This window comes from Bradyrhizobium sp. SZCCHNGR1005 (assembly GCF_032489995.1).
Lineage (GTDB): Bacteria > Pseudomonadota > Alphaproteobacteria > Rhizobiales > Xanthobacteraceae > Bradyrhizobium.
Genome location: NZ_JAUEZC010000003.1, coordinates 701,720 through 726,793, shown reverse-complemented (window position 1 = coordinate 726,793; position 25,074 = coordinate 701,720). Strand labels below are relative to the sequence as shown.

Here is a 25,074-nt window from a genome sequence, read left to right as displayed (position 1 = left end):
TCTGATGCGCGTCGTCGGGGGACGGCTGAAGGGCCGCAACATCGCCTCGCCTGCCTCGCGAGAGATCCGTCCGACGCAGGATCGCTTGCGCGAGTCCGTCTTCAACATCCTGATCCACGCCTACGACAACCCGATCGAAGGCGCGCGGGTGCTCGACCTCTTCGCCGGTACCGGTGCGCTCGGTATCGAGGCGGTCTCGCGCGGGGCTGCGTTTGTGCTGTTCGTCGATAATGGCGCGGAAGCGCGGGCGCTGCTCCGCAACAATGTCGAGGCGCTCGCGCTCGGCGGCGTCACCAAGGTTTATCGTCGCGATGCGACCAATCTCGGCCCTGCGCGTCCGATCGAGCCGTTCTCGCTCGTCTTTCTGGATCCGCCCTATGGCAAGGGCCTCGCGGAGAAGGCGCTCCTCTCCTTGCGCGAGGGCGGCTGGCTCGTGCCATCGGCGCTGGTCGTGGTCGAAGAGGCCAAGGCTGCCGCGTTCAAAGCGCCTGATGGCTTCGAGGAGCTCGAGCGCCGCGCCTATGACGATACCGAGTTCGTATTCCTGCGCGCGTGATCCGCTATCTCCGCCCGAACAGCTTCTCGATATCCGATAATTTCAGTTCGACATAAGTCGGCCGGCCGTGATTGCATTGGCCGGAGTTCGGCGTGTCCTCCATCTCGCGAAGCAGCGCGTTCATCTCTTCCGGTTTGAGTCGGCGGCCCGCGCGCACCGAGCCGTGACAGGCCATGGTGGCGGCGACATGCATCAGGCGCCGCTCCAGCGGCAGCGCCTCGCCCCATTCCTCCATGTGCTCGGCGAGATCGCGGAGCAGCGCCGCCGCATCGATCTTGCCGAGCAGGGACGGCGTCTCGCGCACCGCGATCGCGCCGGGACCGAAGGATTCGATCGCAAGTCCAAAAGAGGCGAGCTCTTCGGCGCGCGACAGCAGCTGCTCGACGGTGGCTTCATCCAGCTCGACGATATCAGGGATCAAAAGGATCTGCCGCTGCACGCCATGCGCGGCGAGCGAGGCCTTCAGCCGCTCATAGACGATGCGCTCATGCGCGGCGTGCTGATCGACGATGACGAGCCCGTCGCGGGTCTGCGACACGATATAGGTGTCGTGGATCTGCGTGCGCGCCGCGCCCAGCGGACGGTCGAGCAGATCGAGCGGGGCGGGCTGCTCATGCAGCCGCACATCGGCGGTGGGGGCGCCGACATCGAAGGCGCGCTGCCCCGCTTCGGCGAAGGCGTTGGCTGCGGCGCCGGCCAGCGCGGCCATCGGGCCCGCCGGAAACGATGGCGAACTGCGCCAGTCCCAATTGCCCGGACGCGGCGGCGGCGTGAAGGCGGGACGGAATGCGGTGATGGTGGCGCCGCCCTCATTGGCCGCGGTGCGCCGGCCCTCGCGCGCCAGCCCCTCTTTCAGCGCATGCACGATCAGCGCGCGCACCAGGCCGGCATTGCGGAAGCGCACCTCCGTCTTGGCGGGGTGCACATTGGCATCGACCTCGCGGGAATCCAGCGTGACGAACAGCGCCACCACCGGGTGCCGGTCGCGCGGTAGGTAATCGGCATAGGCGGCGCGCACGGCGCCCAGGATCAGCTTGTCGCGCACCGGACGGCCATTGACGAAGAGATACTGGCCAAGCGCGTTGGCGCGGGTCAGCGCCGGTGCCGCGGCAAAGCCCTCGACCACCACTCCGTCTCGTTCGCTCCGCACCTCGATCGCATGGCTGCGGAAATCCGCGCCGAGGATGTCGCCAAGCCGCGTGAGCTGCCCCGGCGCTCCCGGCAGCGCCGCGGCCCAGGTCACGGGCGCACGCTCCTCGCCGGCAAGCGTAAAGGCGATATCGGGTCGCGCCATCGCCAGCCTGCGCACCACCTCGCGGATCGCTTCCGCTTCGGTGCGGTCCGTTTTCAGGAACTTCAGCCGCGCCGGGGTCGCATGGAAGAGATCGCTGACCTCGACCCTGGTCCCCTGGTTCAACGCGGCCGGCATCACCTTCGACTTCACGCCACCGTCGACCGAGAGCGCCCAGGCATGCGGCTCGCTCTTGTGGCGCGTGGTGATCGAGAGCCGCGCCACCGAGCCGATCGAGGGCAGCGCCTCGCCGCGGAAGCCCAGTGTCCTGATCTGCAGCAGGTCCTCGTCGTCGAGCTTGGAGGTGGCGTGGCGCTCGACCGCAAGCGCAAGATCGGCTGCGGTCATGCCGGCGCCGTCATCGGTGATGGCGATGCGCCGGCGGCCGCCGCCATCGGTGAAGATGTCGACCCGGCTCGCGCCGGCATCGATCGCGTTCTCGACCAGCTCCTTGACCACGCTCGCGGGCCGTTCGACCACCTCGCCGGCGGCGATGCGGTTGACGACCTGTTCGGGTAACTGGCGGACGGGCATGGGCGATGCTGCACTGCGATTCGAAAAGAGCCGCCCATTGTAGCCGCGCTCGAGGTCGATGGATGCAGCGAAATCGCGCCTGTCCCCATGGCGTCGCGCCAGAATTATGGCGCCGAGCCATCGAATCCCGCCCCCGGGAGGACAGCCCGGCCTCAGGTGGATTGTGAGGCGACAGGCGCGGGTATATCGTTTCGAAAAACAGCGATCTGCCGGGAGGGAACCATGTGCCATCTGTTCGCCCACCAGCCGCAACGCGACTATGAATCGCAGACGCGGTCTTTGCGCATCGGCGGCCACTGCACCTCGATCCGGCTCGAACTGTCGTTCTGGGACACGCTGGAGGAGATCGCGGCGAAGGAAGGCATGAGCCTCGCCAAGTTCCTCACCACGCTGTACAGCGAAGTGCTCGACCATCATGGCGAGGTCAGGAACTTCGCCTCGCTGCTGCGCTGCTCCTGCCTGATCTATCGCGCCAGGACCACCGCCGCGATGCCGGCATTCCCCGACAGCGCGGCCGCGATCCTGGATGCGGCGGAATGAATCGCAACCATCCGTCGAGACGCCCGCCTGCGGCGGGCTCCTCAGGATGAGGATGTTTTTGCGGCGCGATCCTTGATCCTCATGGTGAGCGGCGAAGCCGCGCGTCTCCGGACGATGCTACGCATCGCCTTGATAACCATGAGGCCCCTTCAAAGTCACGCGTTCAGATCTCCTTCTTCTGCATCATGCCGGCGATGGTGTCGGCCTGGCGGATCGCCAGCGCCACGATCGTCAGCGTCGGGTTGCAGGCCGCGCCCGATGTGAACTGGCTGCCGTCGGAGACGAACAGGTTCTTGATGTCGTGGGTCTGGCCGAACTTGTTGACGACGCCGTCCTTCGGCTTCTCGCTCATCCGGTTGGTGCCGAGATTGTGCGTCGAGGGATAGGGCGTGGTCGGATAGGTCACGGTCGCACCGACCGCCTCATAGACCGCCGCGCCCTGCTTGTAGGCATGCGCCCGCATCGCGAGGTCGTTCGGATGATCGTCGAAATGCACGGACGCGACCGGCATGCCGAACTTATCCTTTGCGACTGGATCGAGCGTGATGCGGTTGGTTTCCTGCGCCATGTCCTCGCCGACCAGCCACATGCCGGCCATGCGCGGATAGGTCTCCATCGCCGCGGTGAAGCTGCGGCCCCAGGCGCCGGGATTGAGGAACGCGGCCATGAAGGGCAGGCCCAGCGACAGCGTCTCCATCTCGTAACCGCCGACGAAGCCGCGCTTGGGGTCGTGCCGCGCCTCGTCGCGGATGATGCCGGCCATGGTGGTGCCGCGATACATGTGCACCGGATTTTCGAAGCTCGCATAGACGCTGCCGGTCATGTGCCGCATGTAGTTGCGCCCGACCTGGCCCGATGAGTTGGCGAGGCCGTCCGGGAACATGCTGGAGGCGCTGTTGAGCAGAAGCCGCGGGCTCTCGATCGAGTTGCCGGCGACCGCGACCACGCGCGCCTTCTGCAGCTGCATCTGGCCCTGGCCATCGGCATAGACCACACCAGTGACCTTGCCCGAGGCATCATGCTCGATCTTGATGGCCATGCTGTTGGGGCGCACTTCGAGATTGCCGGTGGCTTCGCCCTTCGGGATCTCGGTGTAGAGCGTCGACCATTTGGCGCCGGACTTGCAGCCCTGGAAGCAGAAGCCGATCTGCTGGCAGCTGCCGCGGCCGTCGCGCGGCTCGGAATTGATCGCCATGTTGCCGGTGTGCACGGTCTTGTAGCCGAGCCGCTTGGCGCCGGCCTCCAGCACCTTGAAATTGTTGTTGCCGGGCAGCCCCGGAATGCCGTTGGTGCGGGTCACGCCCATCTTGAACTCGGCCTTGGCGTACCATGGCTCCATCTCGGCCAAGGTGATCGGCCAATCCAGCAGGTTGGCACCGGGCACTGCGCCATAGGTGGTCCTGACCTTGAACTCATGCTCGTCGAAGCGCAGCGACGCGCCGGCCCAGTGCACGGTCGAGCCGCCGACGGCTTTGACGATCCAGGCCGGCAAATTGGGGAAGTCCTGATGGACGCGCCAGGTGCCGGAGGTCGTGCGCATGTCCTTCCAGGCGAGCTGGGTGAAGCTGTCCCACTCGTCATTGATGAAGTCGGGGATCTCGTAGCGGTCTCCCGCCTCGAGGATGACGACCTTGATGCCCTTCTGCGCGAGCTCGTTGCCCAGCGTGCCGCCGCCGGCGCCGGAGCCGATGATGACGACCACGCTTGAATCGTTCTGATCGAATTTGGCCATTGTGGTTTCCTCCGCGTTCTTGGTTTTTCGGGCTCAGGCTTTCGGCAGCCAGTCGATGTCGGAGAAGCCGCGGTTGATGTAGCCGCCGTGCTCGGCGGAGGAGCCCTCGTAGCCGAATTTCGGCCAGACCTCTTTTTGATTGTAGAGCGAGACGACGAGATCGCTGCGGATCGCCTTGAAGAAGGCCGTGTGCTCTATGCCCTGCAGGAGCGCCACGCGATCGGCTTCCCATGGTACGTCCGCGTAAGCGACGTTGTGGCGGTCGCGCGCATCCTGGTCGAGGCGCGCGACACCGTCATTGATCATGCTTTTGACCGCGGCGTCTGCTGCCGCCTTGCCGTCCCATGGCTTCACCGCGACGATGTAGTAGCGGTCGGCGAGGATATCGTGCGGATAGATGTCGCGCGCCACCTTCACCAGCGTCTTCAAGGTCGCCGGCGTCAGCGTCTTGGCGTCCTCGGCCCAGGCGTCGGTGACCCCGAGGCCGGTGGTGGTGGCAACGGCAACGGCGGGGACCGTCGATGCCGCACCTTTGAGAAAGACGCGGCGGTCGAACTTGCTGCGCGGATCGACTTCTCTCATGGTTTCCTCCGTGGGATTTTGATTGGGTCTTTGCCGTTCTCAGCCGAAGCGCCCGCCGCGCTGGATCACCTCGATCTTGTAGCCGTCGGGATCGGTGACGAAGAAGAAGCGGGCGAGCGTTGCTCCATTGTGCTTGAAGTCGCGCAGGGGCCCCGGCGATAGCTGCTCGCGTTCGAAGCGGGCGTGCTCGGCCTCGAGGTCGTCGACCACGACGGCGAGGTGGCCATATCCGTCGCCGAGCACATAGGGCTCCTCGCGGTCGTAGTTCACGGTCAACTCGACCTCGAACGGCGATGACGGATGGCGCAGATAGATTAGCGCGAAATCGTCGAACCGCAGGTGATCGGCGATCTCGAGGCCAAAGGCGCGCTTGTAGAAATCGAGCGACTTCGCCTCGTCGAAGACACGGATCATCGAATGAACGGGTTTGGCCATGTTACTTCAGCTCCTTCAGATGGGTGATGATCGCGGTGCGGACCTCCGGCTTGGCCTGGCGATAGGCCATCACGGCGCCGGGGATCACCTCTTGCGGGTTGGTCAGCCAGCTATCGAGCTTCGCCGCGTCCCAGGTGAAATCGGCTTTGGCGAAGCCCGCCGAGTAGTGGAAGCCCGCGAAGCTGCCGGCGCGGCGCCCGATCACGCCCACCAGCGGCGGGCCCTGGCGGATCGGCTCGGAGAGTGTCGTGGTATGACAGGTGCCACATTGCTGTTTGAACAGCGTCGCGCCGTCGACCGGCTTGGGCGCGGGCAGTGGCATCTGCGCCGTCGCGACGCCGACAAGCAGCACCGCGCCGCAACATCCAAGGCTCAGTCCAATTCCAATGCGCCGCGCTGCACGCCGTCCCGACATCGAGCCTCCCCATCGTTTTGGAGGAGACTAGGTCGTAGCGAATTGGCGTTGGTAGTAGCGGGCTATTTCAGGAAAGAACAAAGCGGGTGATGCACTCCTTGCAATGCGCAAGGCTTCAGAATCTCCGCCTTAATAGGATGAAATGGGGTCGATCTCGTGCGGCGAGCTCGGTTCACCTCTCCCGTTGGGAGAGGTCGGATTGCATCGTCAGATGCAATCCGGGTGAAGGGTTACGGTCCTTCGTGAGCGTGGAGCCCCCGCACCGGATCACTCATTACATTCGCCATCGACCTCTTCCCGCCGGGAGAGGTGAACCGAGCGTGCCGCGAGGTCGCATCGGTCATCGACTTCACTTAATCATCAAACCTCCGCGCGCCGCGGCCGGCCTTGATGTCGCCGCGGTGCTTCTTGCCTTCGAGCCGGCGCTGCTTGGAGCCGAGCGTCGGCCTGGTCGGACGGCGCACCTTCGGTCGCACCATCGCTTCGCGCAGGAGCGTGACCAGCCGCTCGATCGCGTCGGCCTTGTTGCGCTCCTGGGTGCGGAAGCGATCGGCCTGGATGACGATGACGCCGTTCTTGGTCATGCGCTGCCCGGCCAGGCGTTGCAGCCGCGCCGCGGCATCTTCCGGCAGAGGCAGACGAGCCGCATCGAAGCGCAGCTGCGCCGCGGTCGAGAGCTTGTTCACGTTCTGCCCGCCGGGACCGGAGGCGCGAACGAAAGTGATCTCGATGTCGTTCTCGTCGATGGCAAGGTCGCGGGCGATCCGCAGCATGAAGGCACCAGGCGCTAAGGATTCGGCGTGCACCATAGCGGGTTTATGGCGGGTTTGCGCGGGTCTGGATGGCTGGAGCGAGGCTGGCCCGGGTAAGAAACTAAAACTCCGCTGTCGTCCCGGCGTTCAGCCGGGACCGATACTCCCAGGGAGCAGTTCGGGGCACGCTCGTCGTTGGACCTCCCGCATCACATCCGCCGCGGCGTATGGGTCCCGGGTCGGCGCCACGACCGCGCTGGCGCGCGTCGCGGCTTGCCCGGGACGACAGCGGAGGCGAGGTTGGATTTACGTCTCAAACAGCCATGGCAGGTAACGGACGTGTCAGCGCGGTCTCGCGGCGCATCGCGCCCGAGGTCTGCAATCAGTTCGTCCCTCTTGAAAATCGAGAGGGCGCGGGGAATGCCGGGTGAAGGCCTCACCCATGGCCCGCCTGCAGAAAAAAAGCAGGCGGCAGTCACCACAGGTGCAGCCGATCAACCGGCATTCCCCGCGCGACGGTCTTAACGCTTATACGCAGTCTCCCTGGTGCGCCGGGCTTGTTGGCCACCATGCTGCGACAACGCGCGAGGCGCGTTGCGCAGGTGATACCAGCGTCGGGGTATCAGGACCCTGCGACTTCACGTCCGCGCCATGCCGTTCGTCTGCGTAGCAAGCTACGTTGCGTCATGGCAGCGGCCATCGCATCCCCGCCTCACGTGTCGTGACGATCGCGCGCAACGCCCCTCTCGCCGAGGCGGGATGGCGCTAGACAACCATGATTTCTGAAAATACGAAAGTGATTTATTTCTCACGGCAAGGCTGGACAGGCCAAATCAGCTTGAAGTGGCACGCGAAATTCGCCTCAGCGCGCATGTCATTTCCGCCTGTTCCAGAGGCTGGAAGCTGTCGGTCTTTCTTTGTGGCCCTCCTTCGAGACGTCCGCCGATGGCGGGCTCCTCGGGATGAGGACAGGCTCTGCGGCGCAATGTGCGATCCTCATGGCGAGGAGCGCCGGTAGCGGCGCATCTCGAACCGTGCGGCTGCCGGCCATAAAGCAAAGCCCTGCCGATGAGGGCAGGGCTAAGCTCAATTTGCTGCATCTTTGGTTGGTCGGCTCAATCCGGCTTGATCGCCGGTGCGGTGGCGGCGGCGGGCTGGGCCACGGCCTGCGGCGTGCGGCCGACCATCACGGTCAGCAGGCCCTGGCTCCACAGCCGCTTGGCGACGGCCTTGGCGTCCTCCAGCGTTACCGCGTTGACGACCTCGCTGCGCTTCTCGATGTAGTCGATCGGCATCTTGTCGAGCTGGTATTGCAACAGCGCCTGGGCCAGCTTCGAGGAGGTATCGAGCGCGAGCATCTGCGAGCCGTTGATGTAGGATTTGGCCTCGTCGAGCTCCTTCTGCGTCGGGCCCTCCTCGGCGATACGGCGGATTTCGCGGTCCACGGCGTCGATGGTCTCGCCGGCGCGGTCTGCGCGCGTGCCGGTGTTGCCGATGAACAGCGCCGAATGGTCCATCCAGATCAGCGCGTCATAGACCGAATAGGCAAGCCCGCGCTTCTCGCGCACTTCGCGGTAGAGCCGCGACGACAGCCCGCCGCCACCGAGGATGTGGTTCACGACATAGGCCGCCATGAACTGCGGATCGTGCCGGGCGATGCCGGGGCCACCGAAGGTGATCACGGTCTGCGGCACGTCGAGCGCGACCTGCACGCGTTGCGGCGGCTGGGTGGCGGCAACGTCGGGCACCGGAGTCAGGCTGGCCTTGGCCGGCAGCGAGCCGAAGGTCTGATCGAGCAGCTTGCTGAGCGTCGCCGGATCGACATCGCCGACCACGGCGACCTTCAGCGTGTCCTTGGCGACGACATGGCGGACATAGTCCTTGAGGTCGTCGATGGTGATGGTCGGGACGCTTTCCAGCGTGCCGTTGGCCGGCCGGCCATAGGGATGGCCGGGATAGGCGAGCTCGAGGAATTTGCGGCCCGCCATCGCGGACGGATTGGTGCTCTCGCGCCGCAGGTTCGAAATCACCTGCGAACGGATCCGCTCGACATCCTCGCTGTCGAAATGCGCCGAGGTCAGCGCCATCCGGAGCAGATCGAACGCCTCGTCCTTGTTGTCGCGCAGCATGCGCAGCGAGCCGCGAAGCTGATCGCGCGAGGTCGAGAAGCTCAATTCGATGGCGCGGCGATCAAGCCGCTCATGGTAGGTCTTGGAATCGAGGTCGCCGGAGCCCTCGTCGAGCAGGCTGGCGACGAGATTGCTGACGCCGGGCTTGCCCGCCGGATCCTGCGAAGCGCCGCCGGCGAAGGCATATTCCATCGCGATCAGCGGCACGGTGGAGTCCTGCACGAACCAGGCCTCGATCCCGCCGGGCGAGATCAGATGCTGGATCTTGGCGGCGGCCTGCGCAGAGGTCGATGCCGCAAGCGCGGCCGTTGCGACGACGAGCACGCAGGCGAAGCGGCGGGCGAAAGTGCTGATATGGCTCACGAACGCTTCTCCTCGCGCTTGGCCGAATTGTCCTTGACCAGATAACCGGTGACGGAGCGTGTCTTCTGCAGCCACTTCTGGGCCGCCGCGCGCACCTGCTCGGCGGTGACGGCCTTGATCCGATCCGGCCAGCTTCTGATGTCTTCGATGCTGAGGCCCGTAGTGAGGCCGCCGCCATACCACCGCGCCATGGTCGCCTGGTTGTCCTGGGCGTAGATCGCTTCTGCGACCAGCTGGGTCTTGACGCGCTCGAGATCCTCGGCGCGTGCCGGGTTCTGCGCGAGTTCGGCGATCACGCCATCGACCACCGCCTCGACCTGCGCGAAGTCGACGCCGGACCTTGGCGAGACCGCAATCGAGAACTGGGTCGGATCGAGCGAGGTGCCCTGATAGGACGCGCTCGCATTGACCGCGAGCGGCTTGTCGACCACCAGCGCGCGGTAGAGATAGGAGTTGCTGCCGCTGCCCATCAGCTGCGCCAGCACGTCCAGCGCGGCGGACTCGCCCGGGGCCGCGGTCGCGGCCGACGGCACCAGGTAGAAGCGGCGCATCGAGGGCTGCTCGACATGCGGATCGGCGAGCGTGACGGTGCGCGGGGCCACCGGCTCGGGTTCCTGCGGGCGAATGCGTCGCGGTGGGATATCGGGCTGGGCCGGGACCTTGGCGAAGGTCTGCTCGACCATCGGACGGACTTCGTTGATATCGGTGTCGCCCGCGATCACCAGGATCGCGTTGTTGGGCGCATAGAAGCGCCGGTAGAAGGCCAGCGCATCCTCGCGGCCGAGCTTCTCGATTTCGGGCTTCCAGCCGATCACCGGCCGGCCGTAAGGATGGTTCAGATACAGCGCAGCCATGATCTGCTCGTTGAGCCGCGCCTCCGGATTGTTGGCAACCCGCATGTTGTATTCTTCGAGCACGACGTCGCGCTCAGGCAGCACGTTCTCGTCCTTCAGCACGAGCCCGGTCATGCGATCGGCCTCGAACTCCATCATCTTGGCGAGCTGATCGCGCGGCACCCGCTGGAAGTAGCCGGTGTAGTCGACGGAGGTGAAGGCGTTCTCATTGCCGCCGATCTTCAGCACGGTCTGCGAGAACTCGCCGGCCGGATGCTTGGCCGTGCCCTTGAACATCAGGTGTTCGAGAAAATGCGCGAGGCCCGATTTGCCGGGCGTCTCGTCGGCGGAGCCGACCTTGTACCAGATCATCTCCGTGACCACCGGGGTACGGTGATCCTGGATCACCACCACCTGCAGGCCATTCGGAAGCGTGAAGCTGGCGGGAGGCTCCGATGCGAACGTCGTTTGTGCCTTGGCGCCGGTGGAGATCGCCGCGAGCGACATGAGGGCGGCGGCGAAGACGAAGCGGAAAGCGGACATCCTGATCCTTTTGAAAACCCGAAGACAAGCGATCGGGTGGGGCAACGGCATCCTACACCGAGCCGAAAACGCCCGGCGTCACAAAGCGGCGACGAAAATCGCAGCGCCGGCGTATTCCGAATCCGAATTAACATTCCCGACGACCACGTCAGCGAATGAGGATTCGAAGGGCAGTTCAAAAACCCTAGATCATGATGCGATTAGAAGGAATCGCATCATGATCTCATCTCTTTGATTGAGCATGATCTTTTCGGAAAACCGGTTTCCACTTTTCCGGATCATGCTCCAAGTTCCAGCGTGGCTTGGTTCAGCAACCCTCCGCGCCGTCAGCGCAGCCGGGGCGCATTCCGAACCACCACACGCGTTAAGCATGATGCGCACAATCCCGGAAAAATGCGGGCAGCGCGCGCCTCACTTCTCTTTGCCGGACATGATGTCCATCTGCTTGTTGTTCAAAGGCTCCATCGGACCGGTGCCGTAGGCATAGTTCGGCGACGGCGTCTGATAGCCCGGCGGTGGTTGGGTGAGGGTTTCCCGGGTCGGTTCGGTGCTGAAGGGCTTGCTCTCGCTGTCGTTGCCCTTGAACATGCCGAACAGGCCGCCTTTGAAGCCCAGCTGGGCCGGACTCAGCATCGGGTTGCCGGTGACGCCCGGCTGGACCGGATCGTTGCTCTTCTTCTCCGCCACCGCGGTCCCGGCCCTCAACTCGGCCGGCGTCAGCGGACGGGCGGATGCCGCCGGATCCTTGTTGTCCTTCTTGCGGGCGGCGGCGGCCGCCTTGCGGCGCTGCACGTCCGGATCCTTCGGCCAGTTCGGTGCGTTGGCTTCGGCAGAAGCGGCCGGCGGCGGCAGGTCGATCTTGGGCGGCACGACCAGCGGGGAGCGCTCCCGATAGTCGATGGAGGGCGTCTCCATGTTGGTCGCGCCCATGCCGCGCATGAGGTTGTCGATGATCTTCTCTTCGAAGGTCTTGTCGTCCTCTTCGTCGTCCTGGGCGCGGGCGGCGCCGGAGACGAGCAGCAGGCCGATGCCGAAGGCTGCGGCGGAGAGCTTCAGGACGCCCGTCATCGCGCGATGAGTGCTCCTTGCGCGGGTCTCGGTGCTATCGGTCTTGCGCATGGCTTTCCCTCGTTTCGGCTCGTGTCCCCGAACGGTGCAAATATCCGCCGATCGCGAAAAAGTGAGAAGGCTCAATCCCTTGCTGCCCCTCGGCGATCACTCGCCAAAGCGTCGTATCGACCCGGATCAGGGCGCTTTTGCGGCGGGGACTCCGATGAAGGAATCATACAATAGGGCGGCCACGCCAGCAACAATGGCCACATCCGCGAGATTGAACACATACCAATTATAGACGTGGCCGGCGATCTCGACGTGGAACAGGGCGAAGTCGACCACCGCGCCATAGGCGAGGCGGTCGATGGCATTGCCGACCGCGCCGCCGATGATCATGCCGAGCGCGATCGTCGCGAGCCTGGTCTGGGAGCGGACCATCCAGATCGCGAGCGCGACCACTGCGACGGCCTTCACCGCCATCAAGGCGAACTGGGCCAGGGGGCTGTCGTTCTGCAGCCAGCCGAAGCTGATGCCGATGTTCCAGGCGAGGTCCAAGTCGAAGAATGGCGTGACCCTGACCCGGCCCCGATTGGCAATATCGAAGACATAGAGCAGCCAGAGCTTGGAGGCCTGGTCGATGACCAAGGTGGCGAGGGCGGCGATCAGGCCGAGACGGAGCGGAGATTTCATGCCGGGGTGCTCGCGGCAATCAAGGACGTCGTCCGGGCGAACGCCGGGACCCATACCGCGTGATGGTTTTTGGCGGAAAGACTTCCGATCATCTGTCTTTTCTGACAAGCGAGGACGGTGGTTATGGATCCCGGCGTTCGCCGGGATAACGGCGGAGTTCGAGGTGGCTGGGCCGGGTTAAACACTCACCCCCAGCGCCTTCCATTCGCGCAGCGCCTGCGCATCGCGCGGCGAGACGTCGGGATAGTCGGGATCCTCGCCGACGGTCGGCAGCACTTTCCAGGAGCGCGCGCATTTGCGTCCCTGGGCCTTCTCGACCACCACGGCCACATCAGGCACGGACTCGAGACGAAACGCGCCAGCCGGCGCTTCGCCCTCGCGTACCTCGTAGTTCGAGGTGATGCAGATCTCGGCCAGATCAGCATCGAACAGCGTGGCGAGCAGGGCGCGGTCGCCGACATAGATGATCGGCGAGGCTTCGAGCGAGGAGCCGATGGTCTTGGCGGCGCGTTCGAGTTCGAGCGCACCGGTGACCACACGCCTGACGGCGCGGATGGTTTCCCACTTCGCCGCGAGCGTCTCGTCGCGATAGTCGCCAAGCCCGTCCGGGAACAGCGTCAGGTGCACCGATGGCTCAGCCTCCGGCCGTGCCATGCGCCAGGCTTCCTCGCAGGTGAAGGAGAGCACCGGCGCCAGCCATTTCAGGATCGCGTCGCAGATCATGTCGATCGCGGTCAGCGCCGCCTTGCGCGCCACCGAGGACGGCGGATCGCAGTAGAGCGTGTCCTTGCGGATGTCGAAATAGAACGCCGACAGCTCCGAGTTCATGAAGGCCGCGAGCGAGGCGATCACCGTCTTGTAGTCGAACGCGGCATAGGCGCGGCTGACGATCTCGGCCTGCTGCGACAGCTGATGCAGCATCAGCCGTTCCAGCTCGGGCATCTCGGCATAGGCGACCGCCTCGCTGCGCTTGAAATGGTGCAAGGTGCCGAGCATCCAGCGGATGGTGTTGCGCAGCTTGCGATAGGTCTCGACCGTGTTCTTGAGGATCTCCGGTCCGATGCGCTGGTCGTCGGCATAGTCGGTGGCGCAGACCCAGAGCCTAAGGATATCGGCGCCGGAATCCTTGATCACCTTCTGCGGCTCGATCGTGTTGCCGAGCGACTTCGACATCTTGCGGCCGTTCTCGTCGAGCGTGAAGCCGTGGGTCAGCACGATGTCGTAGGGCGCGCGGCCGCGGGTGCCGCAGCTCTCCAGCAGCGAGGAGTGGAACCAGCCGCGATGCTGGTCGCTGCCTTCCAGATACATCACCGTGTCCTGGCCGCCATCGACCTTGCGCCTGATGCCGGCCAGACCCGGGAAGTGCACGGGATCGTCGAGCACGAAGGCATGGGTCGAGCCGGAGTCGAACCAGACGTCGCAGATGTCGTCGACCTTCTTCCAGTCTTCGTTGGCGCGCTTCCCTAAGAAGCGCTCGCGCGCGCCGTCGGCGTACCAGGCGTCGGCGCCTTCCTGCTCGAAGGCCTCCGTGATGCGCGCGTTGACGGCCTCGTCCTGCAGGATTTCCGCCGAGCCGTCGCCGGCCTCGCGCACGAACACCGCGATCGGCACGCCCCAGGCGCGCTGGCGCGAGATCACCCAGTCGGGACGGTTGGCGATCATGCCGTTGATGCGGTTCTGGCCGGCCGCCGGCACCCATTGCGTCACCGAGATCGCACGGAGCGCGCGGGCGCGGAGGGTGTCGCCGGATGTCGCCTTGCCGTGGTCCGCGATGTCCATAGCCCCGGGTTTACCCGGGGCGTCCACAATAGGTTTATCCATCGCGATGAACCATTGCGGCGTGTTGCGGAAGATCACCGGCTTCTTGGAGCGCCAGGAATGCGGATATTGATGCTTCAGCCGGCCGCGGGCGAGCAGCATGCCGGCCTCGACCAGCGCCTTGATCACGGCCTCGTTGGCGTCGCCCTTCTCGCCCTTGTCGGTGAGCACGCGGCTGCCGGTGAAGCCCGGCGCGTGATCGGTCAGCGCGCCGTTTTCGTCGACGGTGTAAGGGATCGTGGTTGCGATGCCGCGGCTGTCCAGCTCGCGCGCATGGGCCATCCAGACGTCGAAGTCCTCGCGGCCATGGCCGGGGGCGGTGTGCACGAAGCCGGTGCCGGTGTCGTCGGTGACGTGCTCGCCGGGCAGCAGCGGCACGGTGAAATTGTAGCCGCCGGCAAAACCCTTGAGCGGGTGCGCGCATTCCACCGCATCCAGCGTGTCGGCGGGGATGTCACGCAGCTTCTCGTAAGCCGTGACGCGGGCCTGCTTGAAGACGCCTTCGGCCAGCGCATCCGCCAGGATCAAGAGATCGCCGGTCTTGGCCCAATTGTCAGCGGGGGCGTCGGTGACCTTGTAGAGGCCATAGGCGATCTTCGGCGAGAACGAGATGGCGCGGTTGCCGGGCAGGGTCCAGGGCGTCGTGGTCCAGATCACGACCGAGGCAGCGGCGAGCGCGCCATGCGCCGGCGAGGTGACCGGAAACTTCACCCACACCGTATCCGAGGTGTGGTCCTCGTACTCGACCTCGGCTTCGGCGAGCGCGGTCTTCTCGACTACGCTCCACATCACCGGCTTGGAGCCGCGATAGAGCGTGCCGTTGGCGGCGAACTTCATCAGCTCGCGCGCGATCTGCGCTTCGGCCGGATAGCTCATCGTGGTGTAGGGATGATCCCAATCGCCGATCACGCCCAAGCGCTTGAATTCCTCGCGCTGCACGTTGAGCCAGTGGTTGGCATAGGCGCGGCACTCCTTGCGGAACGCCACCATGGCGGCGGAGTCGCGGAAGTCCGGCTTGGTCTTGCCCTTCTTGCGGTAGTTCTCCTCCTCGATCTTCCATTCGATCGGCAGGCCGTGGCAGTCCCAGCCGGGAACGTAGTTGGAATCGTGCCCGAGCATCTGCTGGCTCTTGGTCACGACGTCCTTGAGGATCTTGTTCAGCGCGTGCCCGATATGGATGTTGCCGTTGGCATAGGGCGGGCCGTCATGCAGCACGAACTTCGTGCGGTTCTCGCCGCTCGCGCGCAGCTTGCCGTAGAGGTCGATCTCGTTCCAGTAGTTGAGGATCTCCGGCTCGCGCTGCGGCAGGCCGGCGCGCATCGGGAAATCCGTCTGCGGCAGGAACAGGGTTTTGGAATAGTCGTTGGCGTCGGACTTTTGCGGCTTCTCGGACATCGTGATCTGGCTGGCTGAAAACAGGGCGCTGAGGCGCGATTGGATCGCGGCGGCGAAACAGAGAAATCCCGGTCTTGCGCCGAGCTTGAAAAGCTCAGGCGGAAGCCGGGCCGCTAATGCCGATGATGCGCCGCGTCAACATGGAGCTTCCATAGCAGCCGCGGGCCGGTTTCGCAAAGCCTTGGGGGCCGATTTAGCCGATCTCGCCGAGCTTCGGGAAGGCGGCCGGGTCGGCGGCGAGCTGGGCGCGCGCCTTGGCGCTGTCTTCGTCCATCTGCCGGATCAGGGCTTCGATCGAGGTGAATTTGGCCTCTTCCCGGATATAGCCGATGAAAGCGACATCGAGCGTCTCGCCATAGAGGCTGTCCTTGAAGTCGAACAGGAAGACCTCGAGCAGCGGCGCGCCATTGTCGAAGGTCGGGCGGCGGCCGAAATTGGCGACCCCGTCGATCAGGACCCGGCTGGCGCCCCGGCCGCGGCCGACGCGGACGGCGTAGATGCCATGCTTGAGCCCGCAGTCGCGGTCGAGCCGGATGTTGGCGGTCGGATAGCCGAGGTCGCGGCCGCGCTTGTCGCCGTGGATCACCTCGCCGGTGACGAACCAGGGGCCGCCGAGCATGGTGGTGGCCTCGTCGATGAGGCCCTCCGCCAGCGCCTCCCGGATCGCGGTGGAGGAGACCGGGCGCTCGTCGATGTCGACATGCGGCTGGACATCGACCTCCATACCGAGTCGCGGCGCCTCGTTGACCAAGAGGCTCGGGGAGCCGACCCGGCCCTTGCCGAAATGGAAGTCGTAGCCGACCGCGATCCCGGACGCGCCGAGCCGTCCGATCAGATCATGGTGAATGAAATCTTGCGCCGTCGTTTGCGCCCGGCTCTTGTCGAAGGTCATGACCACGGCGCCCGTGAGCCCGATCCCGGCCAGGAGGCGCAGCTTGGCGCTCTCGTCGGTCAGGCGGAATTGGGGGGTATTGGGGCTGAAGAAGCGGCGCGGATGCGGTTCGAAGGTCAGCGCCAGAGCGGGGCGGCCATGCGCCTTGGCCATTTCCAGCGCGGCGTTGATGACGGCGCGGTGACCGAGATGAACGCCGTCGAAATTGCCCATCGCCACCACCGCCCCCCTGGGGATTGCCGATGACGGGGTGGTGTCGCGGATCACGGTGAAGCCAGGCATGTCGCGGGACGACCTTAAGAATTCTGCGGTTGGCCGGGAAGGGCCGATCGTTGGCGGGACCGTGGGCGGCGGGGGCCTCGAAGTCAAGCCGCTGGCTCCGGCTCAGGCAGTGGCTCGAAGTTGCGAACCGGCCGCAGTTAACGGGCTGTTTAACGCCTGATGCTAGTCGTGGAAGTGGATGCGGAGGGCCGTTGGCGGCCTCGTCCGCGGTTGAGTTCAAGTATTGAGTCTGCGCGTTTGTTCGCGTGTGGGGGAGTCAAGATGGCGGTGGATTTGACGATGCCGGTGCTCGTCGTCGACGATTACAGCACCATGATCCGTATCATCCGGAATCTTCTGAAACAGATTGGATTTGAGAATATCGACGATGCCAGCGACGGCTCGATGGCGCTGAACAAGATGCGCGCCAAGAAGTACGGCCTGGTGATCTCGGATTGGAACATGGAGCCGATGACGGGCTACGATCTGCTGCGCGAGGTGCGCGCCGATCCCAATCTCGCCACCACGCCCTTCATCATGATCACCGCGGAGTCCAAGACCGAGAACGTGATCGCGGCGAAAAAGGCAGGCGTGAACAATTACATCGTCAAGCCGTTCAACGCGGCCACGCTGAAGACCAAGATCGAGGCCGTGTTCCCGGATCTCGCGACCGCCTGAGCGTGCGCTCGGGCATTACGACTCACCAAGAGACAAGAGAAAACGCCCGGCACGCGCCGGGCGTTTTCGTTTCACCACTTCAATTCGCGCATCAAGGCGCGCGGCGGATGGCCGAACAGCTCCCTGACCGAGGCCGGGTCGAGCTGGTCGACGCCGGCGAATTCCTCCGAGTGGATGCCGCGGGTGATGAACAGGCAGTCGATGCCGAAGCCGTGCGCGCCGGCGAGGTCGGTCCGCACGGAATCCCCGATCGCCAGCACCTGGCCAGGCGCGATGCTGTGGCCGGCATGCTCGGTGGCCAGCGTCATGGCGCGGTCATAGATCGGGCGGTGCGGCTTGCCGTAGAAGATCACCTCGCCGCCGAGATCGCGATACAGCTCGGCGATGGCGCCGGCGCAGTAGATCAGCCGGTCGCCGCGCTCCACCACGATGTCCGGGTTGGCGCAGATCAGCGGCAGCTTTCGTTCGCGCGCACGCAGCATCATCGGCCGGTAATCCTCGGCCGTCTCGGTCTCGTCGTCGAGCAGCCCGGTGCAGATGATGTAGTCGGCCTCTTCCAGTGTCGACAGCACCGGCGTGAGGCCGCGATGGATCGAGCTGTCGCGCTCCGGGCCGAGCCAGAACAGCTTGCGCCCGGGATGCTCGGCGACATAGAGCCGGGTCAGGTCGCCGGAGGAGACGATCGCGTTATAGGTCTCGTCGGCGACGCCGAGCTTGCGCAGCTGCCGCTGCACCGAATCCGCCGGCCGCGGCGCGTTGGTAATCAGGATGACGGTACCGCCGTCCCGGCGAAAGCGATGCAGCGCATCGCAGGCCTCGGGGAAGGATTCGAGCCCGTTATGGACCACGCCCCAGATGTCGCTGAGCACGACCGTTTTGCCGTCGAGAAGGTCGCGCAACCGCTCGACGAAGCGGAGTTCGGTCATGCCTCGTCAAACCGCTTAAACCGACCCTGCGATCCGACGGGCCAGCGCAGCGTTGCCGACCGCGCGTGGCGGCGGATTGGCGCTTGCGGCATCGGATACTGTGTTGCCGGGGACATTGGGGTCCTGAATCTTGATGTCCTGCCCGGTTCCCGGGCCGGGTGCGGCTTCGCCGGTAGCAGATGCGCCTTCGGGCCGCAATGGGCGGGGCGGCGCAAACAGGAAGCCCTGGCCGAAGCGGACATCGTAATCGAGCAGGTCCACCACCGAACGCTCCCCCTCGATCCGCTCCGCGATGAGGTCGATGCCGAAGCGGCCGAGCAGGTCGGACAGGTCCGAGGGATGGATGTCGGAGGCCGAGCTCTGCTTCGGATCGAGCAGCAGCGCCGCCGGCACCTTGATGTAGCGCACGCCGCGATCGGCGAGCTCGCGCGGCTCGAAGCGCAGGTCGGTGACATGATCGATCGAAAAGCGGTAGCCGCGCTGCGCAAGGGCGGCGAGGTGCTCGGTCTCGGTCGGCCCGAGACTGCGCAAGGTCGACTGCTTGAACTCCAGCACGAAGGACGGCGCCAGCGCCCGGTTGGCTTCGAGGAAGTCGAGGCACTGGGCAAAGATCGAGGGATTGCGCAACGTCGCGGAGGAGATGTTGCAGAAGATGCCAACCTCCTTGTTGCGGACCATCAGCCGGCGCAGCACCTGCACGCAGCGCAGGACCACCATGTGGTCGATCCGCCCGACCAGGCCGGCGGCCTCGGCAACGCCGATGAAATCCTCTGCGGCGAACACCTGGTCGCGCTCGTCGCGCAGCCGCGTCACCGCCTCGTAGAAGCGCACCTTGCGCTGGGGCAGGCTGACCAGCGGCTGCAGGTAGATGTCGAGCCGGTTCTGGTCGATCGCGCCCCTGACGGCAGCGAGAATCTGCGCCTGGCTGCGCGGGGCAGGGGCGGCGGCACCGGCCGCGGGAGCTGGCTGCGGGGCTGGAGCCGCCGCCGTCGCTGCGGCACTGCCGGCTGCAGCTTGCGGCAAAGTCTTCGCCGCGGGCGCCTTGGCCGGCGCTTGCTTGAATTCGTCGGCAGAAGGCTGGGCGGGGACTTGGGTCCGGAGCTCGGGATGGAGCTGGGCGTGGACTTGGGTTTGGATCTGGAGCATGTCCGCCTCTGGCTTCGCGGCCGGAGCGTCATCGAGCGGTCCTTGCAGCGAAGGAGCCTGCGCGGGCTCCTCCTCCGCCGCCGCAGCCAAGACATCCTCGTGTTGCGCGACCGTGGTCGCGAGCTGCTTGACGAGGCCGCCGAGCTCGTTGATCTCGCCGATCACGCCCTGCAACCGATCGGCGCCGGCCGACTGGGACGATGCGAGGCGACCTTCGATGGCCGAGAGCCTGCGGCCGAATTCGGCCACCTGGCGGGCGAGGTCCGCGGTGCCGCGCGACAGGTCGGCGATCTGGCTGCCGACATCGCTGCGGTCACGCAGCCGCATCGACACGGCGTTGTAGAGGATCAGGAAAGTGAGCGCTGTCAGCGCCACGATCGCCGATTCGGGACCGCTGATGCCGGCCACCGAATAAAGGATGAGGCCGAGCGACGCTGCGACCAGAACCATGCAGATGGCGACGAAGATCGTGGAAATACGGATCATGCTGTGAGACGCTCCCAACCGAGAACGACTCTTAGCACCGTTGTTGATTCGCGAGGATAGCGGCACGGATTCAAAAGCTCGCGCGCGCAGTCGATTTCTGCGTTGCGTTGCTTTTAGGCGCATTCGACGAGGAACCGTCATCCGTCACGCGAGCGTTGCGCGACGACTCCGGAAACACGAGTCAGCGCTGGCGGCGGCGCAGCGCGGCCAAGCCAAGCAGCAGACCCGCAACGGCGATGCCGACCGGGATGTTGACAGTATTGTTGCGGACGGAACGGGCCGCCCCATCCCTGTCGGCCGCTGACGGCGCAAGCGGAATGGTGTCGGGGTCGACATCGTCGGCAGCGGGATCGCGGACAGGCGCTGCGATCGCGACCCGGAGCCGGCTGGCGAGCGATGGATACTCCGGCGCCGGCCGCTTCATCCGGATGGCGCCGATCACGGCGCAGACGATGGCAATTAAGAGCAAGACACCGCCGACCGTACCGAACGCCGCGTAGGTGCCGGCGACAGTCCGGACCCAGTAGAACAACGTGCCGAGCCCGACCAGGAAAGCCAGCAGCACGAACAGGCCGGCGGCGGCGAACATCGCCCCGGCCATGGCGTAGGATTTTGCGGTCCCGGTGGCCTGGCGCGCGCGGTCGCGCAAATAAGCGTTGGTCGCGCGCTTGACGCGGGTGAGCCGCTGCTCGAGGCCCAGTCGCAACAAATCTCCCGGCGGCGCGAGCATGCGCGTCTCCTTTTCGGAAAAAAGCCAATCCTCGAGCAAAGCCGGTCGCCCCGCCGTGCTCGCCGGGATGAACGTGGAGCGATTTGGATGGTTCCGTTGCCGGGGCCGGATCATTCCGTCCGCGTCACCCCAACGAAAAATCCCCTCCATCGCGCGCGATGGAGGGGATCGAGACGTGAGGGAGCCGCTGAAGAGGAGACTCTTAAGCGACGGCCTTGATCACCTTGCCGACCTTCTCGACGATTTCGCCGATCTGGTCCTCGTTGATGATCAAAGGCGGGGTCAGCGCCAGGGTGTCGCCGGCGATGCGCAGCATCAGGTCGTTGTTGTGGAACGCGGACTCCATGGCGGCGTAGCCGCGCTTGCCGGCGGCGTCGGGCAGCGATGCGAGATCGATGCCGGCCGTGAGTCCGACGGTGCGGATGTCGACCACGTTGGGCAGGCCCTTCAGCGACATCACGGCGTCGGCGAATTTCTGTTCGAGACCGCGGGCATGCTCGAACAGCTTCTCGTCGCGATAAATGTCGAGCGTCGCGAGACCGGCCGCGCAGGCGATCGGGTGGGCCGAATAGGTGTAGCCATGGGTGAATTCCACCATGTGCTCTGGGCCGGTCATGAAGGCATCGTGGATGGTGTCGCGCACCACCACGCCGCCCATCGGCGCCGCACCATTGGTGACGCCCTTGGCGAAGGTGAGCAGGTCCGGCGTCACCCCATAGCGCTCGGAGGCGAAGGCATAGCCCAGACGGCCGAAGCCGGTGATGACCTCGTCGAAGATCAGCAGGATGCCGTGCTTCTGGGTGATCTCGCGCAGCCGCTTCAGATAGCCCTTCGGCGCCGGGATCACGCCGGTCGAGCCCGCCATCGGCTCGACGATCACGGCGGCGATCGTGTTGGCGCCGTGCAGGTTGACGAGGTTCTCCAACTCGTCCGCGAAGTGCGCGCCATACTCCGGCTCGCCCTTGGTGAAGGCCTGCTTCTCGCGGTCATAGGTCGCGGGGATGTGGTCGACGCCGGTGAGCAGCGTGCCGAACAGCTTGCGGTTATTGACGATGCCGCCGACCGAGGTGCCGCCGAAGCCGACGCCATGATAGCCGCGGACGCGGCCGATCAGTCGGGTGCGGCTGCCCTGGCCGTTGATCTGGTGATAGGCGAGCGCGATCTTCAGCGCGGTATCGGCGGCTTCCGAACCGGAGTTGCAGAAGAAGACATGGTCGAGGCCGGCCGGCGCGAGGTCGGCGATGCGGCTCGCAAGCTCGAAGGCCTGCGGAATGCCGAACTGGAACGGCGGCGCATAGTCCAACGCCTCGGCCTGCTTGGCGATCGCGGTCGCGATCTGGGTGCGGCCATGGCCGGCATTGGTGCACCACATGCCGGAGGCGGCGTCGATGATCTTGCGGCCGTCGACGGTAATGTAGTGCATGTCCTTGGCGCCCGCGAGCAGGCGTGGATTCTTCTTGAAGGCCCGATTGGCAGTGAACGGCATCCAATGCGCGGCAAGATCGTTCGGGACGGTGACAGGGGAATGTGGGCTCTTGTCCAGCATGGGGACCTCTTCGGACGTTCAAGGCGAATGTTCAGATCGGCAGCATGGTCAGGAAAAGTGGAAGACCCGTTTTCCGGAACGATGGTGCTCAAGGTCGGATGCGCGGCAAAGACCGCGGCTCCCGGCTGCGCGCAAGCTATCAGCTTCGCAAGCGGACGGAAATGTCAAAGGACCGGCGTTCTCTGCTGAGCTGATGAGCGGTTTCTGCACGGCGTCCGCGTGAAAATCCTGCGGATCGGAGTGCTTGCATCTTTTCCCGGCAAATCCCGATCAGGGAGCCCGCAGCAGAGGCGGACGCTCTCAGCTCAAATCCGACGCGGTGATCCAGAACACCTCGCCTTCGGAATCCTCGGTGTCCAGCCACAGCAGCGGCAGGTCGGGATAGGCGGCCTCGATCTGCGGACGGTCGCGGCCGACCTCGCATAAGAGGCCGCCTTCCGCCGTCAGGTGGTCGCGGGCGTGCTCGAGGATGCGGCGGATGATGTCGATGCCGTCAGCACCGCCGTCGAAGGCGAGCTTGGGTTCGGCGCGGCATTCATCGGGCAGGGCTGCCATGCCCTCGGCATCGACGTAAGGCGGGTTGCTGATGATCAGGTCGTAGCGGCGGCCCTTGATCGGCGCGAACAGGTCGCCGCGATGCAGCGAGATGCGGTCCTGAAGGCCGTAATCGGCGACGTTGCGTTCCGCCACGGCGAGCGCATCCTTGGAGATGTCGACCGCATCGATCGTGGCGTCCGGGAAATGGCGGCTGGCGAGGATCGCAAGGCACCCGGATCCCGTGCAGAGATCGAGCACGCTCTCCACCGCGAACGGATCGTCGATCAGCGATGTGCCCTCGCTCTCGCTGCCGCCGAAATGCGACTCCAAAAGTTCGCCGATGAAAGACCGCGGCACGATGACGCGCTCGTCGACATAGAACGGCAAGCCCAGCATGTAGACCTTGTTGACGAGATAGGCGGCGGGCTTGCGCGTCGTCACCCGCGCTTCGACCAGGTCGAGGATCGTCTTGCCTTCGGTTGCGGTGACGCGCGCGGTAGCGAAGCTCTCGAACTGCTCGGGGCGCAGGTGCAGCGCCTCGCCGACCAGGAACGCGGCCTCCGCGATCGGGTCCGTGGTGCCATGCGCGAATGTAAGCTCGGCCGCCTGGAAACAGCTCACGGCGCAGCGGACGTAATCGAGCAGCGTCTGCAATTCGCCCGCGCCGACCTTCGGCAGGTTGGACACCTTGGGCGGGGACGCCTTCTTGACCGGTTTCGTCATCATGCCTTCCAGCGCGCGGCGGCTGCATCGTCGTGGCTCTTGGCCTCGACCCAGCTCGTACCGTCCTCGGTTTCTTCGCGCTTCCAGAACGGCGCGTTGGTCTTCAGATAATCCATCAGGAATTCGGCGGCTTCGAATGCCGCCTGGCGATGGCTCGACGCCGTCACCACCAGCACGATGTTCTCGCCCGGCGTGATGCGGCCGTAGCGATGGATCACGGTCAGCCCCGCGAGCGGCCAGCGCGCCATCGCCTGTTCGGCATGCCGCATGATCTCGGCTTCGGCCATGCCGGGATAATGTTCCAGGGTCAGCGCCGCCAGCGGCGCGTTGTGGTCGCTGCCGCGGCAGATGCCGGAGAAGGTCACGACCGCGCCGACATCGGTGCGCCCGCGGCTGAGCGCGGCGATCTCGCGCGCCGTGTCGAAGTCTTCCTGCTGCACGCGGACGGTGACGATGGCAGTCATGGGCGTCCTGTTGTTCGACGCGCGATGCGGTTTCAGCCGCCGGTCATCGGCGGGAAGAACGCGATCTCGCGCGCGCCTGAGATCGCCGTGTCCGGCTGCACATGGGCCTGGTCGATCGCAGCGCGAATGACCTTCGGCTTCTCGAATGCGTAGGCGTAACCCTCGCCACGGTCGCTCAACCAGGCGATCAACTCGGAGACCGTGTGCACGTGTTCCGGCGGCTCGATCGTCTCCTCGGCCTTGCCGATTCGCTCGCGCACCCAGGCGAAATATTTCACCTTCATCGGGCGTCTTCCTCGATGAGATGGTGGATGCCGGCACGGAAATAATCATAGCCGGTGTAGATCGTGAAGATCGCCGAGGTCCACAGCAGCACGAGTCCGATCTGGGTCACCACCGGCACCACCATGTCGCCGGCCTCGCCCGCCAGCAGGAAACCGATCGCAACCAGCTGCATCGTGGTCTTCCATTTCGCGACCTTGGTGACGGGAACGCTGACGCGCAGCGCCGCCAGATATTCGCGCAGGCCCGAGACCAGGATCTCGCGGCAGAGGATCACGATCGCAGCCCACAAGGTCCAGCCATGGATGATGCCGTCGGCCGCCAACATCAGAAGGCAGGAGGCAACGAGGAGCTTGTCGGCGATCGGATCGAGCATGCGGCCGAATGCCGATTGCTGGTTCCAGATCCGCGCATAATAGCCGTCGAGATAGTCGGTGACGCCGGCCGCGATGAACACCGCGACGGCGACCCAGCGCAGCCACAGCGGATAATCCAGGATCGATTGCGCGTAGATGCAGCCGACCACGACCGGTATGGCGGCGATCCGCGCATAGGTCAGGATGTTCGGCAGGGACGTCGAGATCTTGCTGGTCCCACGGGCGGTGGCGATGTTCATCCGATGTACCAATACTGCTGTCGCGCGGACGTCAACCGTAGAGCAGGAGTGCCCTCTGGAAGATGACGGAGATATTACGCGAATCGCATTGAAGCCGTTCGCGGGAGATATGAGCTGGCGCGCAGG

Annotated in this window: 23 protein-coding genes; 3 read left to right on the top strand and 20 right to left on the bottom strand. The window is 65.2% G+C overall.

Annotated features, from left to right (window positions below; genetic code table 11):
- The first annotated feature begins 4 nt into the window (after nucleotides 1-4).
- A complete protein-coding gene (gene rsmD, locus QXZ85_RS15870; RefSeq protein ID WP_315766028.1) occupies nucleotides 5-556 on the top strand; it encodes a 16S rRNA (guanine(966)-N(2))-methyltransferase RsmD in 552 nt (183 codons plus the stop codon).
- Between the two features lie 4 nt (nucleotides 557-560).
- Here the strand turns inward: rsmD and mutL are convergent, their stop codons facing one another.
- The gene (mutL, locus tag QXZ85_RS15865) at nucleotides 561-2,381 is read right to left on the bottom strand and encodes a DNA mismatch repair endonuclease MutL (RefSeq protein ID WP_315769551.1); all 1,821 of its coding nucleotides are present in this window, start codon (nucleotides 2,379-2,381) and stop codon (nucleotides 561-563) included.
- A gap of 222 nt (nucleotides 2,382-2,603) precedes the next feature.
- Here mutL and QXZ85_RS15860 point away from each other — a divergent pair, with 222 nt between their 5' ends.
- Complete coding sequence (locus QXZ85_RS15860; protein WP_315706658.1) at nucleotides 2,604-2,921, top strand: ribbon-helix-helix domain-containing protein; 318 nt, start codon at nucleotides 2,604-2,606, stop codon at nucleotides 2,919-2,921.
- Between the two features lie 163 nt (nucleotides 2,922-3,084).
- On the opposite strand, the gene QXZ85_RS15855 is transcribed toward QXZ85_RS15860, so the two are convergent.
- From QXZ85_RS15855 to QXZ85_RS15805, 11 genes are all read right to left on the bottom strand, one after another.
- Nucleotides 3,085-4,653: a GMC family oxidoreductase gene (locus QXZ85_RS15855; protein ID WP_315744006.1), complete on the bottom strand. Its 1,569-nt coding sequence runs from the start codon at nucleotides 4,651-4,653 to the stop codon at nucleotides 3,085-3,087.
- A gap of 33 nt (nucleotides 4,654-4,686) precedes the next feature.
- Nucleotides 4,687-5,235: a gluconate 2-dehydrogenase subunit 3 family protein gene (locus QXZ85_RS15850; protein ID WP_315747626.1), complete on the bottom strand. Its 549-nt coding sequence runs from the start codon at nucleotides 5,233-5,235 to the stop codon at nucleotides 4,687-4,689.
- A gap of 39 nt (nucleotides 5,236-5,274) precedes the next feature.
- Nucleotides 5,275-5,670 carry a VOC family protein gene (locus QXZ85_RS15845; RefSeq protein WP_316174421.1) on the bottom strand — a complete coding sequence of 132 codons (396 nt, stop codon included), beginning with the start codon at nucleotides 5,668-5,670 and terminating at the stop codon, nucleotides 5,275-5,277.
- Nucleotide 5,671: 1 nt separating this feature from the next.
- On the bottom strand, nucleotides 5,672-5,992 hold the full coding sequence (locus tag QXZ85_RS15840) for a c-type cytochrome (protein WP_315744108.1): 321 nt from the start codon (nucleotides 5,990-5,992) through the stop codon (nucleotides 5,672-5,674).
- Between the two features lie 446 nt (nucleotides 5,993-6,438).
- Nucleotides 6,439-6,858 carry an alternative ribosome rescue aminoacyl-tRNA hydrolase ArfB gene (arfB, locus tag QXZ85_RS15835; RefSeq protein WP_315706662.1) on the bottom strand — a complete coding sequence of 140 codons (420 nt, stop codon included), beginning with the start codon at nucleotides 6,856-6,858 and terminating at the stop codon, nucleotides 6,439-6,441.
- 1,094 nt (nucleotides 6,859-7,952) lie between these two features.
- Entirely contained in the window at nucleotides 7,953-9,329 is a 1,377-nt protein-coding gene (locus QXZ85_RS15830) for a pitrilysin family protein (RefSeq protein WP_315744010.1), read from the bottom strand.
- On the bottom strand, nucleotides 9,326-10,705 hold the full coding sequence (locus tag QXZ85_RS15825) for a pitrilysin family protein (RefSeq protein ID WP_315744012.1): 1,380 nt from the start codon (nucleotides 10,703-10,705) through the stop codon (nucleotides 9,326-9,328). The genes QXZ85_RS15830 and QXZ85_RS15825 overlap by 4 nt, the downstream gene beginning before the upstream one ends.
- Nucleotides 10,706-11,116: 411 nt before the next feature.
- On the bottom strand, nucleotides 11,117-11,824 hold the full coding sequence (locus QXZ85_RS15820; RefSeq protein ID WP_409998409.1) for a hypothetical protein: 708 nt from the start codon (nucleotides 11,822-11,824) through the stop codon (nucleotides 11,117-11,119).
- A gap of 126 nt (nucleotides 11,825-11,950) precedes the next feature.
- On the bottom strand, nucleotides 11,951-12,448 hold the full coding sequence (gene lspA, locus QXZ85_RS15815; RefSeq protein ID WP_315744014.1) for a signal peptidase II: 498 nt from the start codon (nucleotides 12,446-12,448) through the stop codon (nucleotides 11,951-11,953).
- Between the two features lie 177 nt (nucleotides 12,449-12,625).
- Nucleotides 12,626-15,661, bottom strand: coding sequence for an isoleucine--tRNA ligase (gene ileS, locus QXZ85_RS15810; RefSeq protein WP_316174418.1), 3,036 nt, complete (start codon nucleotides 15,659-15,661; stop codon nucleotides 12,626-12,628).
- Nucleotides 15,662-15,854: 193 nt separating this feature from the next.
- Entirely contained in the window at nucleotides 15,855-16,835 is a 981-nt protein-coding gene (locus QXZ85_RS15805; protein WP_315706667.1) for a bifunctional riboflavin kinase/FAD synthetase, read from the bottom strand.
- A gap of 261 nt (nucleotides 16,836-17,096) precedes the next feature.
- Here QXZ85_RS15805 and QXZ85_RS15800 point away from each other — a divergent pair, with 261 nt between their 5' ends.
- Nucleotides 17,097-17,492 carry a response regulator gene (locus tag QXZ85_RS15800; protein WP_315706668.1) on the top strand — a complete coding sequence of 132 codons (396 nt, stop codon included), beginning with the start codon at nucleotides 17,097-17,099 and terminating at the stop codon, nucleotides 17,490-17,492.
- Between the two features lie 71 nt (nucleotides 17,493-17,563).
- On the opposite strand, the gene QXZ85_RS15795 is transcribed toward QXZ85_RS15800, so the two are convergent.
- The 8 genes from QXZ85_RS15795 to pgsA all read right to left on the bottom strand — a co-directional run bounded on the left by QXZ85_RS15795 (nucleotide 17,564) and on the right by pgsA (nucleotide 24,948).
- Nucleotides 17,564-18,418 carry a TIGR01459 family HAD-type hydrolase gene (locus QXZ85_RS15795; RefSeq protein WP_316174415.1) on the bottom strand — a complete coding sequence of 285 codons (855 nt, stop codon included), beginning with the start codon at nucleotides 18,416-18,418 and terminating at the stop codon, nucleotides 17,564-17,566.
- Between the two features lie 15 nt (nucleotides 18,419-18,433).
- Nucleotides 18,434-20,050 carry an EAL domain-containing protein gene (locus QXZ85_RS15790; RefSeq protein ID WP_315769553.1) on the bottom strand — a complete coding sequence of 539 codons (1,617 nt, stop codon included), beginning with the start codon at nucleotides 20,048-20,050 and terminating at the stop codon, nucleotides 18,434-18,436.
- Nucleotides 20,051-20,231: 181 nt separating this feature from the next.
- Nucleotides 20,232-20,780: a phage holin family protein gene (locus QXZ85_RS15785; RefSeq protein WP_315706671.1), complete on the bottom strand. Its 549-nt coding sequence runs from the start codon at nucleotides 20,778-20,780 to the stop codon at nucleotides 20,232-20,234.
- 202 nt (nucleotides 20,781-20,982) lie between these two features.
- Complete coding sequence (locus QXZ85_RS15780) at nucleotides 20,983-22,326, bottom strand: aspartate aminotransferase family protein (RefSeq protein ID WP_315706672.1); 1,344 nt, start codon at nucleotides 22,324-22,326, stop codon at nucleotides 20,983-20,985.
- Between the two features lie 300 nt (nucleotides 22,327-22,626).
- Nucleotides 22,627-23,589 (bottom strand): 50S ribosomal protein L3 N(5)-glutamine methyltransferase, encoded by a 963-nt coding sequence (prmB, locus tag QXZ85_RS15775; RefSeq protein ID WP_315706673.1) that lies wholly within the window; start codon nucleotides 23,587-23,589, stop codon nucleotides 22,627-22,629.
- Nucleotides 23,586-24,050 (bottom strand): molybdenum cofactor biosynthesis protein MoaE, encoded by a 465-nt coding sequence (locus tag QXZ85_RS15770; RefSeq protein WP_315706674.1) that lies wholly within the window; start codon nucleotides 24,048-24,050, stop codon nucleotides 23,586-23,588. Before QXZ85_RS15770 ends, prmB begins: the two co-directional genes overlap by 4 nt.
- Before the next feature lie 32 nt (nucleotides 24,051-24,082).
- Entirely contained in the window at nucleotides 24,083-24,334 is a 252-nt protein-coding gene (gene moaD / locus QXZ85_RS15765) for a molybdopterin converting factor subunit 1 (protein ID WP_315706675.1), read from the bottom strand.
- On the bottom strand, nucleotides 24,331-24,948 hold the full coding sequence (pgsA, locus tag QXZ85_RS15760; RefSeq protein WP_315706676.1) for a CDP-diacylglycerol--glycerol-3-phosphate 3-phosphatidyltransferase: 618 nt from the start codon (nucleotides 24,946-24,948) through the stop codon (nucleotides 24,331-24,333). The genes moaD and pgsA overlap by 4 nt, the downstream gene beginning before the upstream one ends.
- Nucleotides 24,949-25,074: the final 126 nt, after the last annotated feature.

Excerpts from the sequence above, each read along its gene's own strand:
- rsmD (WP_315766028.1), top strand. The coding sequence starts at position 5 with ATGCGCGTCGTCGGGGGACGGCTGAAGGGCCGCAACATCGCCTCGCCT.
- mutL (WP_315769551.1), bottom strand. The coding sequence starts at position 2,381 with ATGCCCGTCCGCCAGTTACCCGAACAGGTCGTCAACCGCATCGCCGCC.
- QXZ85_RS15860 (WP_315706658.1), top strand. The coding sequence starts at position 2,604 with ATGTGCCATCTGTTCGCCCACCAGCCGCAACGCGACTATGAATCGCAG.
- QXZ85_RS15855 (WP_315744006.1), bottom strand. The coding sequence starts at position 4,653 with ATGGCCAAATTCGATCAGAACGATTCAAGCGTGGTCGTCATCATCGGC.
- QXZ85_RS15850 (WP_315747626.1), bottom strand. The coding sequence starts at position 5,235 with ATGAGAGAAGTCGATCCGCGCAGCAAGTTCGACCGCCGCGTCTTTCTC.
- QXZ85_RS15845 (WP_316174421.1), bottom strand. The coding sequence starts at position 5,670 with ATGGCCAAACCCGTTCATTCGATGATCCGTGTCTTCGACGAGGCGAAG.
- QXZ85_RS15840 (WP_315744108.1), bottom strand. The coding sequence starts at position 5,992 with ATGCCACTGCCCGCGCCCAAGCCGGTCGACGGCGCGACGCTGTTCAAA.
- arfB (WP_315706662.1), bottom strand. The coding sequence starts at position 6,858 with ATGCTGCGGATCGCCCGCGACCTTGCCATCGACGAGAACGACATCGAG.
- QXZ85_RS15825 (WP_315744012.1), bottom strand. The coding sequence starts at position 10,705 with ATGTCCGCTTTCCGCTTCGTCTTCGCCGCCGCCCTCATGTCGCTCGCG.
- QXZ85_RS15820 (WP_409998409.1), bottom strand. The coding sequence starts at position 11,824 with ATGCGCAAGACCGATAGCACCGAGACCCGCGCAAGGAGCACTCATCGC.
- lspA (WP_315744014.1), bottom strand. The coding sequence starts at position 12,448 with ATGAAATCTCCGCTCCGTCTCGGCCTGATCGCCGCCCTCGCCACCTTG.
- ileS (WP_316174418.1), bottom strand. The coding sequence starts at position 15,661 with ATGTCCGAGAAGCCGCAAAAGTCCGACGCCAACGACTATTCCAAAACC.
- QXZ85_RS15805 (WP_315706667.1), bottom strand. The coding sequence starts at position 16,835 with ATGCCTGGCTTCACCGTGATCCGCGACACCACCCCGTCATCGGCAATC.
- QXZ85_RS15800 (WP_315706668.1), top strand. The coding sequence starts at position 17,097 with ATGGCGGTGGATTTGACGATGCCGGTGCTCGTCGTCGACGATTACAGC.
- QXZ85_RS15795 (WP_316174415.1), bottom strand. The coding sequence starts at position 18,418 with ATGACCGAACTCCGCTTCGTCGAGCGGTTGCGCGACCTTCTCGACGGC.
- QXZ85_RS15790 (WP_315769553.1), bottom strand. The coding sequence starts at position 20,050 with ATGATCCGTATTTCCACGATCTTCGTCGCCATCTGCATGGTTCTGGTC.
- QXZ85_RS15785 (WP_315706671.1), bottom strand. The coding sequence starts at position 20,780 with ATGCTCGCGCCGCCGGGAGATTTGTTGCGACTGGGCCTCGAGCAGCGG.
- QXZ85_RS15780 (WP_315706672.1), bottom strand. The coding sequence starts at position 22,326 with ATGCTGGACAAGAGCCCACATTCCCCTGTCACCGTCCCGAACGATCTT.
- prmB (WP_315706673.1), bottom strand. The coding sequence starts at position 23,589 with ATGATGACGAAACCGGTCAAGAAGGCGTCCCCGCCCAAGGTGTCCAAC.
- QXZ85_RS15770 (WP_315706674.1), bottom strand. The coding sequence starts at position 24,050 with ATGACTGCCATCGTCACCGTCCGCGTGCAGCAGGAAGACTTCGACACG.
- moaD (WP_315706675.1), bottom strand. The coding sequence starts at position 24,334 with ATGAAGGTGAAATATTTCGCCTGGGTGCGCGAGCGAATCGGCAAGGCC.
- pgsA (WP_315706676.1), bottom strand. The coding sequence starts at position 24,948 with ATGAACATCGCCACCGCCCGTGGGACCAGCAAGATCTCGACGTCCCTG.